This is a genomic window from Paenibacillus antri, from assembly GCF_005765165.1.
In the GTDB taxonomy this organism is placed as follows: domain Bacteria; phylum Bacillota; class Bacilli; order Paenibacillales; family YIM-B00363; genus Paenibacillus_AE; species Paenibacillus_AE antri.
The window spans coordinates 591893-607184 of record NZ_VCIW01000001.1 but is presented as its reverse complement, the minus strand read 5'-3'; the positions used below and the strand labels follow the sequence as shown (position 1 = coordinate 607184).

At 58.9% G+C, this 15292-nt stretch carries 16 protein-coding genes; 13 read left to right on the top strand and 3 right to left on the bottom strand.

Translation table 11 applies throughout. The features are described from left to right. Window positions 1-22: 22 nt before the first annotated feature. Together FE782_RS02350 and FE782_RS02345 are read left to right on the top strand one after the other, a co-directional pair. Window positions 23-1678, top strand: a complete 1656-nt coding sequence (locus tag FE782_RS02350) for an ATP-binding protein (protein ID WP_138192090.1) — start codon at window positions 23-25, stop codon at window positions 1676-1678. Beyond that, on the top strand, window positions 1675-1944 hold the full coding sequence (locus FE782_RS02345; RefSeq protein ID WP_138192088.1) for a hypothetical protein: 270 nt from the start codon (window positions 1675-1677) through the stop codon (window positions 1942-1944). The genes FE782_RS02350 and FE782_RS02345 overlap by 4 nt, the downstream gene beginning before the upstream one ends. Before the next feature lie 259 nt (window positions 1945-2203). Here FE782_RS02345 and FE782_RS02340 read toward each other — a convergent pair whose 3' ends face one another. Both FE782_RS02340 and FE782_RS02335 read right to left on the bottom strand, forming a co-directional pair. Then, window positions 2204-2974 (bottom strand): GNAT family N-acetyltransferase, encoded by a 771-nt coding sequence (locus tag FE782_RS02340; RefSeq protein ID WP_138192086.1) that lies wholly within the window; start codon window positions 2972-2974, stop codon window positions 2204-2206. Beyond that, on the bottom strand, window positions 2974-4530 hold the full coding sequence (locus FE782_RS02335) for an ABC-F family ATP-binding cassette domain-containing protein (RefSeq protein WP_138192084.1): 1557 nt from the start codon (window positions 4528-4530) through the stop codon (window positions 2974-2976). The genes FE782_RS02340 and FE782_RS02335 overlap by 1 nt, the downstream gene beginning before the upstream one ends. 145 nt (window positions 4531-4675) lie before the next feature. Here FE782_RS02335 and FE782_RS02330 point away from each other — a divergent pair, with 145 nt between their 5' ends. The 6 genes from FE782_RS02330 to FE782_RS02305 all read left to right on the top strand — a co-directional run bounded on the left by FE782_RS02330 (window position 4676) and on the right by FE782_RS02305 (window position 8405). Next, window positions 4676-5167: a hypothetical protein gene (locus tag FE782_RS02330; RefSeq protein WP_138192082.1), complete on the top strand. Its 492-nt coding sequence runs from the start codon at window positions 4676-4678 to the stop codon at window positions 5165-5167. Between the two features lies 1 nt (window position 5168). Next, window positions 5169-5657 (top strand): hypothetical protein, encoded by a 489-nt coding sequence (locus FE782_RS02325; RefSeq protein ID WP_138192079.1) that lies wholly within the window; start codon window positions 5169-5171, stop codon window positions 5655-5657. After that, a complete protein-coding gene (locus FE782_RS02320; RefSeq protein ID WP_138192077.1) occupies window positions 5658-6194 on the top strand; it encodes a thermonuclease family protein in 537 nt (178 codons plus the stop codon). It begins immediately after the preceding gene. Window positions 6195-6272: 78 nt separating this feature from the next. Next, entirely contained in the window at window positions 6273-6374 is a 102-nt protein-coding gene (locus tag FE782_RS02315) for a sporulation protein YjcZ (protein WP_138192075.1), read from the top strand. 148 nt (window positions 6375-6522) lie between these two features. Then, on the top strand, window positions 6523-7317 hold the full coding sequence (locus tag FE782_RS02310; RefSeq protein ID WP_138192073.1) for a C40 family peptidase: 795 nt from the start codon (window positions 6523-6525) through the stop codon (window positions 7315-7317). A 248-nt stretch (window positions 7318-7565) separates the two neighbouring features. Then, window positions 7566-8405 (top strand): alpha/beta hydrolase, encoded by an 840-nt coding sequence (locus FE782_RS02305; protein ID WP_439116411.1) that lies wholly within the window; start codon window positions 7566-7568, stop codon window positions 8403-8405. A 24-nt stretch (window positions 8406-8429) separates the two neighbouring features. Here FE782_RS02305 and FE782_RS02300 read toward each other — a convergent pair whose 3' ends face one another. Next, entirely contained in the window at window positions 8430-8975 is a 546-nt protein-coding gene (locus FE782_RS02300) for a hypothetical protein (RefSeq protein ID WP_138192071.1), read from the bottom strand. A 204-nt stretch (window positions 8976-9179) separates the two neighbouring features. Between FE782_RS02300 and FE782_RS02295 the strand changes: the two genes are divergently transcribed. The 5 genes from FE782_RS02295 to FE782_RS02275 all read left to right on the top strand — a co-directional run bounded on the left by FE782_RS02295 (window position 9180) and on the right by FE782_RS02275 (window position 15157). Continuing rightward, the gene (locus FE782_RS02295) at window positions 9180-10322 is read left to right on the top strand and encodes a GntR family transcriptional regulator (protein WP_138192069.1); all 1143 of its coding nucleotides are present in this window, start codon (window positions 9180-9182) and stop codon (window positions 10320-10322) included. A 39-nt stretch (window positions 10323-10361) separates the two neighbouring features. Further along, the gene (locus FE782_RS02290) at window positions 10362-11180 is read left to right on the top strand and encodes an MBL fold metallo-hydrolase (RefSeq protein WP_138192067.1); all 819 of its coding nucleotides are present in this window, start codon (window positions 10362-10364) and stop codon (window positions 11178-11180) included. A gap of 24 nt (window positions 11181-11204) precedes the next feature. Continuing rightward, a complete protein-coding gene (locus FE782_RS02285; RefSeq protein ID WP_138192065.1) occupies window positions 11205-12326 on the top strand; it encodes an extracellular solute-binding protein in 1122 nt (373 codons plus the stop codon). Between the two features lie 97 nt (window positions 12327-12423). After that, on the top strand, window positions 12424-13434 hold the full coding sequence (locus tag FE782_RS02280; protein ID WP_138192063.1) for an ABC transporter ATP-binding protein: 1011 nt from the start codon (window positions 12424-12426) through the stop codon (window positions 13432-13434). Window positions 13435-13462: 28 nt separating this feature from the next. After that, window positions 13463-15157 (top strand): ABC transporter permease, encoded by a 1695-nt coding sequence (locus tag FE782_RS02275; protein WP_138192061.1) that lies wholly within the window; start codon window positions 13463-13465, stop codon window positions 15155-15157. Window positions 15158-15292: the final 135 nt, after the last annotated feature.

Genomic DNA, 15292 nt, shown 5'->3' with positions numbered 1-15292 from the left:
AGGGATCTGAGGGACGAATCGCATGAACGAACGAGGGATATACGACTACGAAGGCATCGCCCCCGCGAACGACCGGGTTGACATCTTGATGGTCGACGATCGACCGGAAAATTTATTGGCGCTGAAAGCCGCGCTCGATTCGTCCGAGTATTGCCTGGTCGGCAAAACGTCGGGCGAGGACGCGCTGCGGCACGTGCTGCATTCGGACTTGAGCCGGCTGGCCCTCGTCTTGATGGACGTGCATATGCCGGGCATGGACGGGTACGAAACGGCGATGCTGATGCGGGAGCGGAAGGAACTCCGCGAGGTGCCGATTATCTTCATCACCGCGACGTATAAATCTAAGTCCAATGTGAAACAAGGATATTTGACGGGCTCGATCGACTACGTATTCAAGCCGTTCGATCCGGACGTCCTGCGCTGGAAGGTCGAAAATTTCGTTCGCATGCATCGATACCAGCGGGAGCTGAAGCAGAAGCACGCGCTGCTGCAGCGCCGCAACCTGGAGATCGAACGCGTCAATCAACGGCTCGTCGAGGCGGAGCGGAAGCTGCTGCAGCATCAGCGGGTGCTGGAGCAGACGGTCGAGGAGCGGACCGCGCAGCTTCGCGACGCGAATCAGGAAATTTACCGGTCGCATCGGCGGTTTCGGACCATTTTCTATACGAACCCGAATCTGATCGCCATCCGTCGGCTGCACGACGGCAAGTATCTCGACGTGAACAACGCATGGGAGAAGGCGACGGGCTACGGCGTGGAGCGGATGAACGCGCTGCGCGACGAAGCGATCCGCATCCGAACGACGGAAAGCCGCGAAAGCGATTCCGTGCAGATCGAGTTCACGACGCGCGACGGGGAGCAGCGCTTCGGGCTGCTGTCGTCCCAGGTGCTCGAGGTGAACGAGGAGGCGTGCGAGCTGATCGTCATTACGGACATCTCGGAGCGGGTCGCGCTGCAGCGTCACTTGAACCGACTCGACCGGCTCAACCTGATCGGGGAGATGGCGGCCGGCATCGCGCATGAAATCCGCAATCCGATGACGACGATTCAGGGGTTTCTGCAAATTTGGCGCAAAAGCGAGACGCCGATGTCGAAGGAGCATATCGATCTGATGCTGTCGGAGCTGCTTCGCGCGAACACGATCATTACGGAATACTTGTCGCTGGCCGGCAACAAGACGAGCCACTTCGACGTGCTGGCCGTGCAGGAGCTCGTCGATTCGTTGTCTCCGTTGCTGCAGGCGGTGGCCGTCATGGCGGAGAAGCAGGTGGAGGTGCGTCACGACGCGGACGACGTCTGGCTCCGCGCGGACGCGAACGAGATGCGGCAGGTCATCCTCAATCTCGCGAAGAACGGGCTGGAGGCGATGGAGCCCGGCGGCCGGTTGACGATTCGGACGCACGCCGACAACGGCGCGGCCGTCATCGACGTCATCGACGAAGGCCCGGGCATCCCGGACGAGGTGCTCGAGCGGCTCGGGACGCCGTTCTTCACGACGAAGGATCACGGGACGGGGTTGGGGCTGGCGTTATGCTATAGCATCATGGAGCGGCACCAAGGAAGCATCGGCGTCACGTCCGGTCCGCTCGGCACGATGTTCAGCGTGCGGCTGCCGATCGTGCCGAGGCCGGTAACGGCGCCTGCATCCGACGAAAAACAAGGAGGGAACGACGAATGAAAATCGACATCGGCGCGGCCGGGCTGCGTCACGACCCGGAAGAAGGGTACGTCGGCAACGTGCGCTTCCGCGTGGAAGGGCATCCGCAGGAATACGAAATTACGCTGTTCAGCAAGAAGGGCAAGGAATGGGAGTATGGGCTTCATTTCGCGGCGGAGTCGGGGAGCGAGGAGAGAATCGACGAAGTCGAAGCGTTCCTCGAGGAGGACGATGTCGCGTTCGACGCTTTGATCCAAGCGGCGCTGGACGCGGAAAACAAGGGCTGAACTCGCGGAGCGGGGAGCAGACTTCGTGCTCGCGCCAATGAGCTGCAAAAGTACAGGTATTCGGTGGGGAAAAGGCTAGAAATGGCCGAATACCTGCTAAAGCGCAGGTAATCCGGAGGTGTTTGCCTTCGGAAGCGAAGAATAGATGCAGACATGCAGCTATTAAGGGATTCCGGGCAAACATTGGGAGAAATAATTGTATTTATGCAGGCCAAGGGAGCATATGGACGTAAAAAAAGCTATGATCGATCATTTTCGATCATAGCTTTTTTTGTCGGTAATGGCACCGCGATAGGACGTCGAAGCCGGCCTTGCGGTACAGCGCGATCGCGGGGGCGTTGTCTTCGAGCACCTGGAGCCACAGCGTTCGCGCGCCTTCGGCGTCCGCCCACGCGGCGAGCGCCCGCAGCAGCTGCGCCGCGGCGCCCTGCCGCCGGAACGCGGGGGCGACGACGACGTTGCTGAGGCCGGCGTGCCCGCGCTCGGCGACGGCCGTGGCGAGGGCGACGGTGTCGCCGTCCCGGCTCGTCAGGCGCAGGAACGTCTTCGCCGGGCCGATCGCGCGGAAGATATGCGCGTACGCGGCGGCGCGGGCCGGCTCGAAGCCTTCGAGCCGGATGAAGTCGGCGATCCAATCGTCGCCGGCCTCGTCCGCGTACCGCGCTTCGAAGCGGTCGTCCGCCGGGAAGCGCGCCGATGTCTCGGACGCGGAGCCCGTCATGAAGAAACACGGGAACAGCTTCTCGTATCCGGCCGCCGCGAGCGCGTCGTCGATGCCGTCCGGCGTCGCGTCGCTGAGGTAGAAGCAGGACGGCATCCCCCGCCGGCGATAAAACCGCTCGACGGCGTCGAGCCAGTCGCCGTCCGGCGTCGCGCCGACCGTCCACGCGCTGTTGGCCCGCTTCGTGACGCCGAACGTCGCTCGAAGCCGCCAACCTCCGAGCGCCTGCACCGTATACGGCGCCCACGCGTTCGCCGCGAGCTCCTCTACGAGCCGCACGACGTCGAGTCGAACCTCGCCCGGCTCCATTAGAACACCTTCGTCGTCCACGACTCGCAATTCCAAACGTCCGTCGCGACGTCGCGGTAAAATTCCGGTTCGTGCGAAATGAGCAAAATGCTGCCCTTATACGCGATCAACGCACGCTTCAGCTCTTCCTTCGCGTCGACGTCCAGATGGTTCGTCGGCTCGTCGAGCACGAGCACGTTCGTCTCGCGGTTGATCAGCTTGCACAATCGGACCTTCGCCTTTTCCCCGCCGCTTAAGACGTCGATCTTGCTCTCGATATGCTTCGTCGTTAAGCCGCACTTCGCCAGCGCCGCGCGCACCTCGAACTGGGACATCGTCGGAAACTCGCCCCATACCTCGTCGATGCACGTATTGCCGTTCGACGACTTAACCTCCTGCTCGAAATAGCCGATGTGCAGGTAATCCCCCTTCTCGACGTCGCCGGACAGCGGGCGGATTTCGCCGAGAATGCTGCGCAGCAGCGTCGTCTTCCCGATGCCGTTGGCGCCGACGAGAGCGACCTTCTGCCCGCGCTCCATGCGCAGGTCGAGCGGCCGCGATAGCGGCTCTTCGTACCCGATGACGAGGCCGCGCGTCTCGAAAATCAATTTCCCCGACGTACGGGCTTCCTTGAAGTTGAACTGCGGCTTCGGCTTCTCCTTGGCGAGCTCGATGACGTCCATCTTGTCGAGCTTCTTCTGGCGCGACATCGCCATGTTCCGCGTCGACACCCGTGCTTTGTTGCGCGCGACGAAGTCCTTGAGATCTTCGATCTCCTGCTGCTGCCGCTTGTAGGCCGACTCGAGCTGCTGCTGCTTCGCTTCGTAGACGGAGACGAAGTGGTCGTAGTCGCCGACGTAGCGGGTAAGCTCCTGATTCGCCATGTGATAGATCAAGTTGACGACGCTGTTAAGGAACGGAATGTCGTGGGAGATGAGCACGAAGGCATTCTCGTATTCTTGCAAGTATCGCTTCAGCCATTCGATATGCTTCTCGTCCAGGTAGTTCGTCGGCTCGTCGAGCAGCAAAATATCCGGCTTCTCGAGCAGCAGCTTCGCGAGCAGCACCTTCGTCCGTTGGCCGCCGGACAGATCGTGCACGTCGCGGTCGAGCCCGATGTCGTCGAGCCCGAGGCCGCGGGCGATCTCCTCGATCTTCGCGTCGATGACGTAGAAGTCGTTCGTCGTCAGCGTGTCTTGGAACGTGCCGACGTCCTCGAGCATCCGCTCCATCTCTTCCGGCGTCGCTTCGGCCATCGCTTCGTACAGCCGGTTGATCTCCGCCTCCATGTCGAACAAATACTTGAACGCGGTCTTCAGCACATCGCGGATCGTCGCGCCTTTGTTGAGCGCGGCGTGCTGGTCGAGATAGCCGACGCGGACGTTGCGCGCCCATTCGACCTTGCCCGCGTCCGGCTCGAGCTTGCCCGTCACGATGTTCATGAACGTCGACTTGCCTTCGCCGTTCGCGCCGATCAGGCCGATATGCTCTCCCTTCAACAGCCGGAACGAGACGTCGTTGAAGATCGCCCGGTCCCCGAAGCCGTGGGATAAATTCGTTACGGTCAATATGCTCATGGATCGCACCTTTTTTTCATAGTTTCGCAGTCATTCCTTGATTATAAAACGGCCCGCCCCCGCAGCACAACGAATATTACGTTTGTCGAATCTTGGAAGTGGGCATGATAATGGAGAAATTTTCGGAGAAAGCGAGGCATAGCCGGTGCAGTGGCTTGGAAATATGCACTTTACGATCTTGTTGCTGGGCTCCTGGACCGTCTTCGCCGTCGTCTGGTCGCAGAAGCGGCGGCTGCCTACGGACATTCTCCTATTCGTCTTCCTGCTCATGTCGATCCTGGAGTCGCTGTTGTTTACGACCGCGGCGATGTCGCTCGACTGGATTTCGCTGCCGAAGCGGATGGAACCGTTTATGCATCATATTTTCATCCGTACCGTCTTGAGGCCCGTCCTCTACTTGATCGCCGCGACGTGGTGGATCCTCGGCCGGAGTCGTCTGACGAAGTGGAGCGGCGTCGTTGGCGTCGTTCTCGCCCGCGTCGTTCTGCTTCAGATCGCGATGTCGCAGGGCTGGCTCGAGCTGAAACGCGTCAACGCATGGCATATGTTCGGACTGGACGTCGCGTTGGTTCTCGTCGCCTGCCTCGCGGCGCAGTGGTTCTTGCGTTATACGCGTTCTAGGAGGGAGGTCTCGTAACATGAACTGGAGCGCGAACGAATGGTTCGTCGTCTTAGTGACGACCGCGGGCGTCCTTCTGACGTGGCGGCTGCCTCGACGGTTCGACCGGAGCGCCACGATCTTGTTCGTTCTGTTCGGGGCGTATTTCGGCGTCGTGTTCGACCATGCGCTGGCGGGCGTGCCCATCGACTTCTACGACATCAACGATACGAAAGATTTCGAGTTCATCGATTTCGTCACCTACATTATGTACGGTCCGTTCGGTTACTTGTTCTTATATATGTACGACTGGTTGAAGGTCCCGAGGCGATTCGCCCCGTTCTACGTGCTCGTCTGGACCGCGTTCGGGATGTTTCTCGAAGGCGTCGGCGCCCGGTTCGGCGTCTTCGAGTATAAGAACGGGTACGACTTCGACTATTCCTCGATCGTCTATTTCACGCTTCAGCTGCTCACCTTGGCGTTGTATCATTATGTTCAAAGCATCGACCGGAGGAGCGAGACGGGGTAGATGGGGAAGACTTTCGGTTTTTGGGAAAAGGGTGCCGCCCTGGCGGCCATCGCCGCGCTGGGCTTGGCGCTTGGAGGCTGCGCCGAGGACGCGGGGACGGACGCTGCCGCGGAGCGGGCGTGTTATCCCGTGACGCGGGTCGTCGACGGCGACACGTTCAAGATCGACGTCGGCGCGAAACGGGACGATACCGTGCGCATGCTCGGGATCGACACGCCCGAGACGGTGAAGCCGGACTCGCCGGTGGAGCCGTACGGGAAGGAAGCGAGCGAGTACGCGAAGAAGCTGCTGACGGGCGCGAACGCGTGCCTCGAGCTGGACGCGGCCGAGCGGGATCGATTCGACCGGCTGCTCGCGTACGTCTACCTCGAGGACGGCACGTTCGTGAATGAGAAGCTCGTGGCGGAGGGGTACGCGACGGTGCTGACGATTCCGCCGAACGTACGTCGCGCGGATGCGCTGCTCGCCGCGGAGCGCCGGGCGCGAGAAGCGGGTCTCGGGCTGTGGGGCCTCCGCGACGCTTCGCCCGCCCAGTGAAAGTCGGGCGAATGTCCGGTGCGGCGCCTCCGCCGGATGCATACCCTAAAGGGGTAAGCAGAAGGAGGTGAGGCGATCATGACAGCAGTTGGCGGTGCATTCACTTCCACGGGCGCGATCTTGGTCTTGTTCATTTTGTTGGTTATCATCAGCCGTACGATCGTAGGCGGGGCATACTAATCCCCGCACGCCGAAGCCTCGGGACGTTGAGCGTCCTGGGGCCTTTTTTTCGTTCCAACATTTACAGGCATACAAAGTGCAACCTTTCCGTATATCATGAAATCATTCGATAGTAGCAACTAGAATATACGGGAGGTACATACATACTATGAAGAAACTGCATATTGCTATGCAAGCGCTCTTATCGGCAGGGTTGGTCGTCGGCGGGACGGTCGGATCGGCAGGGGTCGCGGATGCGGCGACGGCGGAAGCGGTCAGCTCCGTCTCGCTCAGAGAAAGTCCGTCGACGTCTTCGGACCGAATCCGCTACGTGGACGAGGGCGAGCGGCTCGTCATCTTGTCCGAGCCGAACGATTACTGGTACAAGGTGAGAGACGAGGACGGCCGGGTCGGATACGTCTCGTCGTCCGACGAATATGTCGACATCGTCGATTCGTCTTCGGCGGACATGAGAACGTCGAACGCCTCGGCGCCGAGCGCTCCCGTCTCGCCCGCTTCGGCGAGCAAGCTGGCGCGGCGGATCATCGACGCGGGCAAGGAATATCTCGGCACGCCGTACGAGTACGGTTCTAGCCGCTCGTCGACCAGGACGTTCGATTGCTCCGACTTCGTCAGACAAGCCTTCAAGGACGGCGCGCGCATCGCGCTCCCGTCGAATTCGCGGGATCAAGGCGATTACGTGAAGGAGCGCGGCGAGACGACGACGAGCTGGAGCAAGCTGAAGCCGGGCGATCTGATGTTCTTCATGTCGTACAGAGGCTCTAGCGCATCGGATTACAAAGGGTTGACGAAAAGCAAGCAGCGCATTACGCACGTAAGCATCTATCTCGGCAATGGGAAAATGCTGCATACATATTCCAAAGATTCCGGCGGCGTCCGGATCGACAGCATCGATAATAAGCATTGGGAATACCGGTTCATTTTCGGCGGAAGCGCCTTGTAGGAAGCTTATTGGTTTGAAGGAGGGACGCCCGCGTCCCTCCTTTTTTTAGAAGCATTCCATGAGGAGGAAGGTGCTTGTTCCCGCGCTCCTTCTCCTGGATTGACCTTCGCTCAGCTGAACGATTGCGGCTGGTTTTGCTCATGCTGCGCGAACTCGACGCCATACCGCCTGCCTTTCGTTGAAACAAGCGTCGCTCTTTTGGTAAGGTGAAGGGAAAGCGATTGCACATTCGTCAGGAGGATCCGAGCATGGGAGAAGCGACAACGAATCGGACGCAGGAACCGATGGAAATCAGATTGTTATGGCCGGAAGGCGCGCCGCTTGCGGCGGGCGACACGGACGAGGATAAACCGGCGATTACGCCGTACCTCGTAGAAGGCAAGGGGAACGCGGCGGTCGTCGTCGTTCCGGGCGGCGGCTACGGCATGCGCGCGGAGCATGAAGGAGACCCGATCGCGCGATGGCTGAACGGCCTCGGCATCTCCGCGTTCGTGCTTCGGTATCGGGTCGCCCCGTATCGGTACCCGGCGGCGCTGTTGGACGCGCAGCGCGCGATCCGCACGATCCGCCACGACGCGGACGTCTACGGGATCGACCCGAACCGGGTCGGCATCCTCGGCTTCTCCGCCGGCGGCCATCTGACCGCGACGGCGGGAACGCATTACGACCGCGGCCGGCCGGATGCGACGGATCCGATCGAGCGGATGTCGTGCCGTCCGGACGCGCTCGTGCTCTGCTACGCGGTCATTACGCTGAAGGAGCCGTCCGCGCATACGGGCTCCCGCCGCAACCTGCTCGGGGACGATCCGGACCCGGCGCTGCTCGACTCGCTCTGCAACGACGAGCAGGTGACGGACGATACGCCGCAGACGTTCCTCTGGCATACGTCCGACGAAGACGCCGTTCCGGTCGAGAACAGTCTTCTGTTCGCATCGGCGCTGCATAAGCATAAGGTGCCGTTCGACCTGCACGTCTACGCGAAGGGCAACCACGGCCTCGGCCTCGCGACGGACCATCCGTTCGCGCGCGGTTGGACCGGCGCTTGCGCGGATTGGCTGCGCAATATCGGCTTTTCGGCGAAGGCATAGGGCCGGCCGCATTTCGGCCGCGCGTCACGCTTCGCCGTCCTCGATCGCGTCGAGCGAGGCGAGCAGACGCTTCAGCAGCTCGTCCACGTCGCCGATACGATCTTCGTCGCGCTTCTCGTGGAAGAGGACGTCGATCTCGTAGGCGCTGCCGCCGGACGCGGCGGCGGCGTCCGGCGGCGCGGCCGGGTCGAGCTCGATGCGGACGCGGTGGCACACCTCCGCCTCCGCGCCCCAGAGCGGAACCAAGGCGTCGTGCAACGCCTTCGCCCCGCGAATGCGCTCGCCCGGCAGCGTGAACCGCAGCTCCAGGCGGATGCCGGGGGCCCCGAGCTCCGTCAGCCGCAGCTCGTATCGCTCCGCGGCGAAGTCGGCGAGCCCCGACGTCAATCGAATCTCCGCGCGGCAGCCGCCCCCGGTCCGTCGTACGCCGATCCGGAACGAACGGGACATCGTCGCGAGGTCGACGAGATCCTCCCGTCCGATCACCTCCGCCGCTCCTTCCCGATCCAAATCGTACAGCGCCCCTTCGAGCACGACCTTCCAATTATCGAATATCGTCGGATCGAACATGGTCCGCGAACCTCCCTTTCCGATTTCCTCCGATGATAGTATCTCCGCGGCGTAACGCTTCAGTATCGCACGCGCAAGCATATCACTAACATATCCATGGACGAGATGAGACGAGCGCTCCTGCATTTACAATAACTCAATAAAATATGTCATTGAATATGTCAGTGACATAGATTACATTCGTTGTAAGAGAGGTGGTCTCATATCAAAGATAACCATCCGACCAAAACGAATCAACTGTACCTGAAGGTTGCCGACGAGGTCATCGGCATCATCCAGAGCCGTAACCTTCAGCCGCATGATCCGATCCCTTCGGAAGGAGAGCTCGCCAAGCTGTTCGGCGTAAGCCGCATGACGAGCAAGCTGGCGCTGGAACGGTTAGCCGAGCAGGGGATTGTGTACCGACTGCCTAGAAGGGGGACCTTCCTTTCCGGACGGCAGGACGGAGCGCCTTACGCCGGAGAAGTCGCGAAGGAGAAAGAACCGGATGTACCGCAAGAGGGGAAATTACACGGTCAGGTCGCGCTCATCTTGCCTCATATTTCCGATTACACTTCGGAAATTATTACGGCGGCGGAGACGGAAGTGCGGAAGCACGGCTTCGATCTCGTTCTGATCATCAGCAAGGATAAGGACGACGAGGATCGCAGCCTGCAGAAGCTTGTCGAGGGCGGTATCGGCGGCATCGTGTTGTTTCCGCAGGGGCGCAAAACTTGCAGCGACCATGTGCTGAGATTGAAGCTTCAGAACATTCCGATCGTCATTATCGATCGAATTTTCCGCGAGGTTCAGATCGATTGCGTGTACCACGATCACTATCAGGGATCTTACCACATGGCGAAATATTTGATTGAGAAAGGGCATCGTGAAATCGGTTACACCTCCAATGCGATCGATAATATCACCAGCAGGGAGGAGCGGTATCAAGGTTATATCCAGGCGATGCTCGACCATGCGATTCCTGTGAAAACTCAATTCATTCACTTTAGAAGCGTATCCTGCGACCCGAACCGGATCAACGAGAGCGACCCTGAACAAGAGCGTTTCATTCAGGACAATCCGCAAATGACGGCCGTGATGTGCGGGGATGACCATTTGGCGATTTCAACCTTATTTACGGCATTGCATATGGGGATTTCGGTTCCGGAACGGCTGTCCATCGTCGGGTTCTCCGATATTCAGTTATCGGCGTTAACGCCGATTCCGCTTACGACCGTAAGGCAGGACACGGAGAAGCTCGCCCGCGCGGCGACGGATCTCCTGATGAAGCGCATCCACCATTCGAACGAGAAACCGCTTACTATCAAAATTCAAACGACGATCGTAGAGCGAAAGTCGGTGCGCTAGGCCGATCGCTCGAGCCGGAAGACAAGGGGAAACAACGAGATGAAAATTCATTTTCTAGGTACTGCGGCCGCCGAAGGGTTTCCGAATGCGTTCTGCCGCTGCCAGTATTGCAACAAAGCGCGGGAGCTGGGCGGGAAAAACATCCGCACGCGAAGCTCGGCCATCGTCGACGATACGATCAAATTCGATTATTCGCCCGATTCGTACATGCAAGCGCTCCGAGACAACATCGATTACAGCTTGATCGAGCATATGCTGGTGACCCACACGCACTCCGACCACCTGAACGCGGCCGATCTCGAGTGTCGCAGGGAAGGCATCGCGCACGGCCTGGAGCATCCGATGCACATCTACGGGAACGATGCGGTCATGTACCATACGCGGAAGGCCATCGGACGCTTCGAAGGGGCGAGATACGCATTCCATTTGCTTCGTCCGTTCGAGACGATTTCCGTAGGAGACGCATTGGTGACGCCGCTGCTCGCGGATCACGACAAGATGGAAACTTGCTATTTGTACGCGGTGGAAAAGAACGGAAAGAGACTGTTGTACGGGCATGATTCGGGCTGGTTCCCGGACGCCACTTGGACCTGGTTACAGGGCAAACAGATGGATTGCGCCATTCTCGATTGTACGCACGGCTATACCGGCAACGCGCGCGACAGGAACCATATGTGCATCGAAACGGTGCTGGAAGCGCAGCGCGAGTTCCGAAATCGCGACATCTTACAGCGGGAAGGCAAGATCGTCGTCACGCATTTCAGCCATAATTCCAAGCTGCTTCATGGGGAGTTCGAGGAAGTATTCAATCCAGCCGGGATCATTACGGCGTACGATGGATTGATTTTACATATATAACCATTTAAAGGAGAGACGACAATCATGAAAAAGTCCTTATTAACGGCATCCATTTTGACTCTTAGCCTTGTACTTGCAGCTTGCGGGGGCGGCAACGCGAACGAGGAGCAAGATACGAACAACGCATCGGCGGAACAGCCTGCCGCGCAGCAACCGGCCGAGCAGCCTGCCGCGGAACAACCGGCGAAGAACGAGAAGCTCATCGTGTACACGAACGCCAATTCGGACGGCCGGGGCGATTGGCTCGTCGAGAAAGCGAAAGCGGCCGGCTTCGAAATCGAGATCGTCGGCGCGGGCGGCGCGGACCTCACGAACCGGTTGATCGCCGAAAAGAACAATCCGGTGGCGGACGTCGTGTTCGGCCTGAACAACATGCTGTATGAAAACCTTAAGAAGGAAAACGTTCTGATCCAATACGTGCCGGCATGGGCGGCCGACGTGGAAGCGGGCCTGAACGATCCGGAAGGCTACTACCACGGTCTGGTGAAGCAAGCGATCCTGCTCGGGTACAACCCTGACATCATCTCGGCGGACAAGGCGCCGAAAGATTGGCTGGACCTCGGCAACAACCCGGAATTCCAAGGCAAATACGAAGCGCCTACGATGCTCGGTCAAATTACGCCGCAGCTCGTCGTCGCCGGCATCCTGACGCGCTACCAAGACGCGAACGGCGAATACGGCATCGCGCAAGCGGGCTGGGACGAAATCAAGAAGCTGTACGACAACGGCGTAGGCGCGGTCGAAGGCGAAGATACGTACGCGAACATCGCCAGCGGCAAGACGCCGATCGGGACGATCGTCTCCGGCACGCTCAAGAAGAAGACGGAGCAGTACGGCGTAGCGGCCGGCACGGTAAGCCCGGAAGTCGGCGTACCGATGATCGTCGAGCACGCGGGCATCGTTAACGGCACGAAGAAGATCGACACGGCGCAGCGGTTCGTCGAGTGGATGGGCACGGCGGAAGTGCAAGGCGAATTCGCCGCTCAATTCAACGCGATGCCGGCCAACACGAAAGCGGCGGAGCAAGCGAACGAAGAAGTCAAAGCGCTGTACGCCTCGTTGAAGGCCCAAGCGTTCGATTGGGGCTTCATCTCGGACAACGTGGGCAGCTGGGTCGAGAAGATCGAACTCGAGATCATGAAATAAGCATGCAGGCGCCACTAACAGACTGCTGGAGCGGGTTCGTCCCGTTCCGCAGTCTGTTACGTTAAGGAACGCAAATTCATTTTCCGAGGGAGCTGTCATGATTACATTCAAAGATATTCAAATCAAATTCGGCGACTTCCACGCCATCAAAAACTTGAATTTGAACATTAAAGAAGGAGAGTTCTTCACGTTCCTCGGTCCGTCCGGCTGCGGGAAGACGACGATCCTTCGCAGCCTGGTCGGATTCATCAAGCCGACGGACGGCGGCATCTTCTTGAAGGGGAAGGACATTACCGACGTCCCTATCGAGAAGCGGGATATCAGCATGGTGTTCCAAAGCTATGCCTTGTTCCCGACGCTCAACGTGTACGAGAACATCGCCTTCGGCCTTCGGGTCAAGAAGGCGTCGAAGAGCGAGATCGACGCGCAGGTGAAGGAGATCGCCCGGAAGGTGGACCTGAGCGACGAGCAGCTGAAGAAGAAGGTGTCCGAGCTGTCCGGCGGGCAGCAGCAGCGCGTCGCGATCGCGCGGGCGCTCGTGCTGAAGCCGAGCATTCTCGCGTTGGACGAGCCGTTATCCAACCTGGACGCCAAGCTGAGAGTGCAGCTGCGTAACGAGCTGAAGGAGCTGCAGAAGAAGTTCGGCATTACGACGATCTACGTGACGCACGATCAGGAAGAGGCGTTGACGCTCTCCGACCGAATCGCCGTCTTCAACAAGGGCGTCGTCGAGCAGGTCGGCACGCCGCGCGAAATCTACAACGAGTCGAAGACGGAGTTCGTCTGCAACTTCATCGGCGACATTAACCGCATTCCGGCGGAAGTCGTCGAGAACAGCGCGCTGAAGCAATACGTCGAACCCGGGAAGAAGGCTTACATCCGGAACGAGAAGGTGAGCCTCTCCCCGATCCCCGAGAAGGGCGGCGAGGTGCGGCTGAAGGGCAAGATCGCGGATCAAGAGTTTTACGGCTTGTACACCAAGTATTCGATCGAAATCGCCGGCGGCGGGACGCTGAAGACCGTTCGGACCGAAAGCGGGTTGGATCGACACAAGGTGGGTGACGAGATTGACCTCTATATAAACACTAGGGATATTTTGCAGTACTAGGGGGGAAGCGTCGAACGTGGTGCAGAAAATGAAAAAAGCTCTAACGTCCGTCCGTGCGTCGACACTGATTTTATATGGCGTCATCGCTTGGTTCGTCGCAGCGTTCTTGATCTATCCGAATTTGAACGTATACTATGAAATTTTCTTCGGCGAAGGCAGATTTTCTCTGGAGCCGATCGAGAAGCTGCTGTCCTCGCAGCGCGCGATGAGGAGCTTATATAATAGCTTTATTTTGGCGGTGTCGTTGATCTTCACGGTCAACATCGTCGGCGTCTTCCTTGTGTTGATCGTGGAATACTTCGACATCAAGGGCGCCAAGCTGCTGAGACTCGGGTACTTCACGACCTTGATCTACAGCGGCGTCGTCCTGGTATCCGGCTATAAGCTGATTTACGGCGAAACCGGCTTTATGACGAAGGTGTTGTCGGCGGTGTTTCCGTCCTTCGATCCGACCTGGTTCCATGGCTATTGGGCCGTCTTGTTCGTCATGACGTTCGCGTGTACGTCCAATCACGTGCTCTTTCTCAGTAACGCCATCCGCAAGGTGGATTTCCAAACGATCGAAGCCGCCAGAAATATGGGGGCGTCTTCTTTCTACATTTTGCGGCGCGTCGTGCTGCCGGTATTGAAGCCGACGATCTTCGCCTTGACGATTCTGTTGTTCTTGACGGGGTTAGCCGCTACGTCGGCCCCGCTCATCTTAGGCGGAACCGAGTTCCAGACGATTACGCCGATGATCCTGACCTTTTCCAAAAGCATGACCTCCCGAGATCTGGCCGCGCTGCTTGCGCTCATTCTCGGGCTGGCGACGCTCGTTCTGCTGTCCGTCATGATCAAATTCGAAAACAACGGCAACTTCATGTCGGTGTCCAAGGTGAAATCGGAGATGGTCAAGCAGAAAATAAACAACAAGGCGGCGAACGTCGTCGCGCATGTGTTGGCGTACGCGTTGTTCTTGATCTACGTCATCCCGGTCATCCTCATCGTCCTCTTCTCGTTCACGGACGCGAAGAGCATCTCGACGGGGACGCTGTCGTTCGACAAGTTCACGCTCGACAATTACGTTACCGTCTTCTCGAGCATGGCCGCGTTCAAGCCTTATTTGGTCAGCATCTGCTATGCGGCGGCCGCATCCGTCGGCGTCGTGGCGGTGGCGCTCATCGCCTCGAGGATCCTGCATAAATATAAGAACTTCTGGACGAATCTGCTCGAATATGCGCTGCTGATTCCATGGATGCTGCCGTCCACGCTGATCGCGATCGGTCTGATCGTCACCTTCGGCGTGCCGCGCTGGATCATCGGCAACGCGGTGCTCGTCGGTTCGGTCTGGCTGCTGTTCATCGCCTATGTCATCGTACACATCCCGTTCACGCTGCGGATGGTGAAAGCCTCGTTCTTCAGCATCGACGGCAACTTGGAGGATGCGGCGAAAAATCTAGGCGCGAAGGCGTTCTATACGTTCCGGCGCGTGCTGCTGCCGATCATTCTGCCTTCGACGCTTGCGGTGCTGGCGCTGAACTTCAACGGCATCTTGGCGGATTACGACCTGACCGTCTTCTTGTACCACCCGTTGTACCAACCGCTCGGCATCGTGATCAAGAACAGCACGGACGCGCAGGCGCTCGGCGATACGAAGGCGCTGACCCTGGTCTACTCCGTCGTGCTGATGATCATGTCCGCGGCGACGCTGTATTTCGTATACGGGAGAAAAAGCAGGAGTTAATTTCGATTCGTTATATAAGAGAGCGAGCAGCCCCGCCGGTCCTGACGGACAAGCGGCGGCTGTTTTTTTGCTTTGCTACCGGCGGCGATATGGGGTATTTTGGTATTAGGAAGTGCGTCGAAAGGGGGGAGCGGC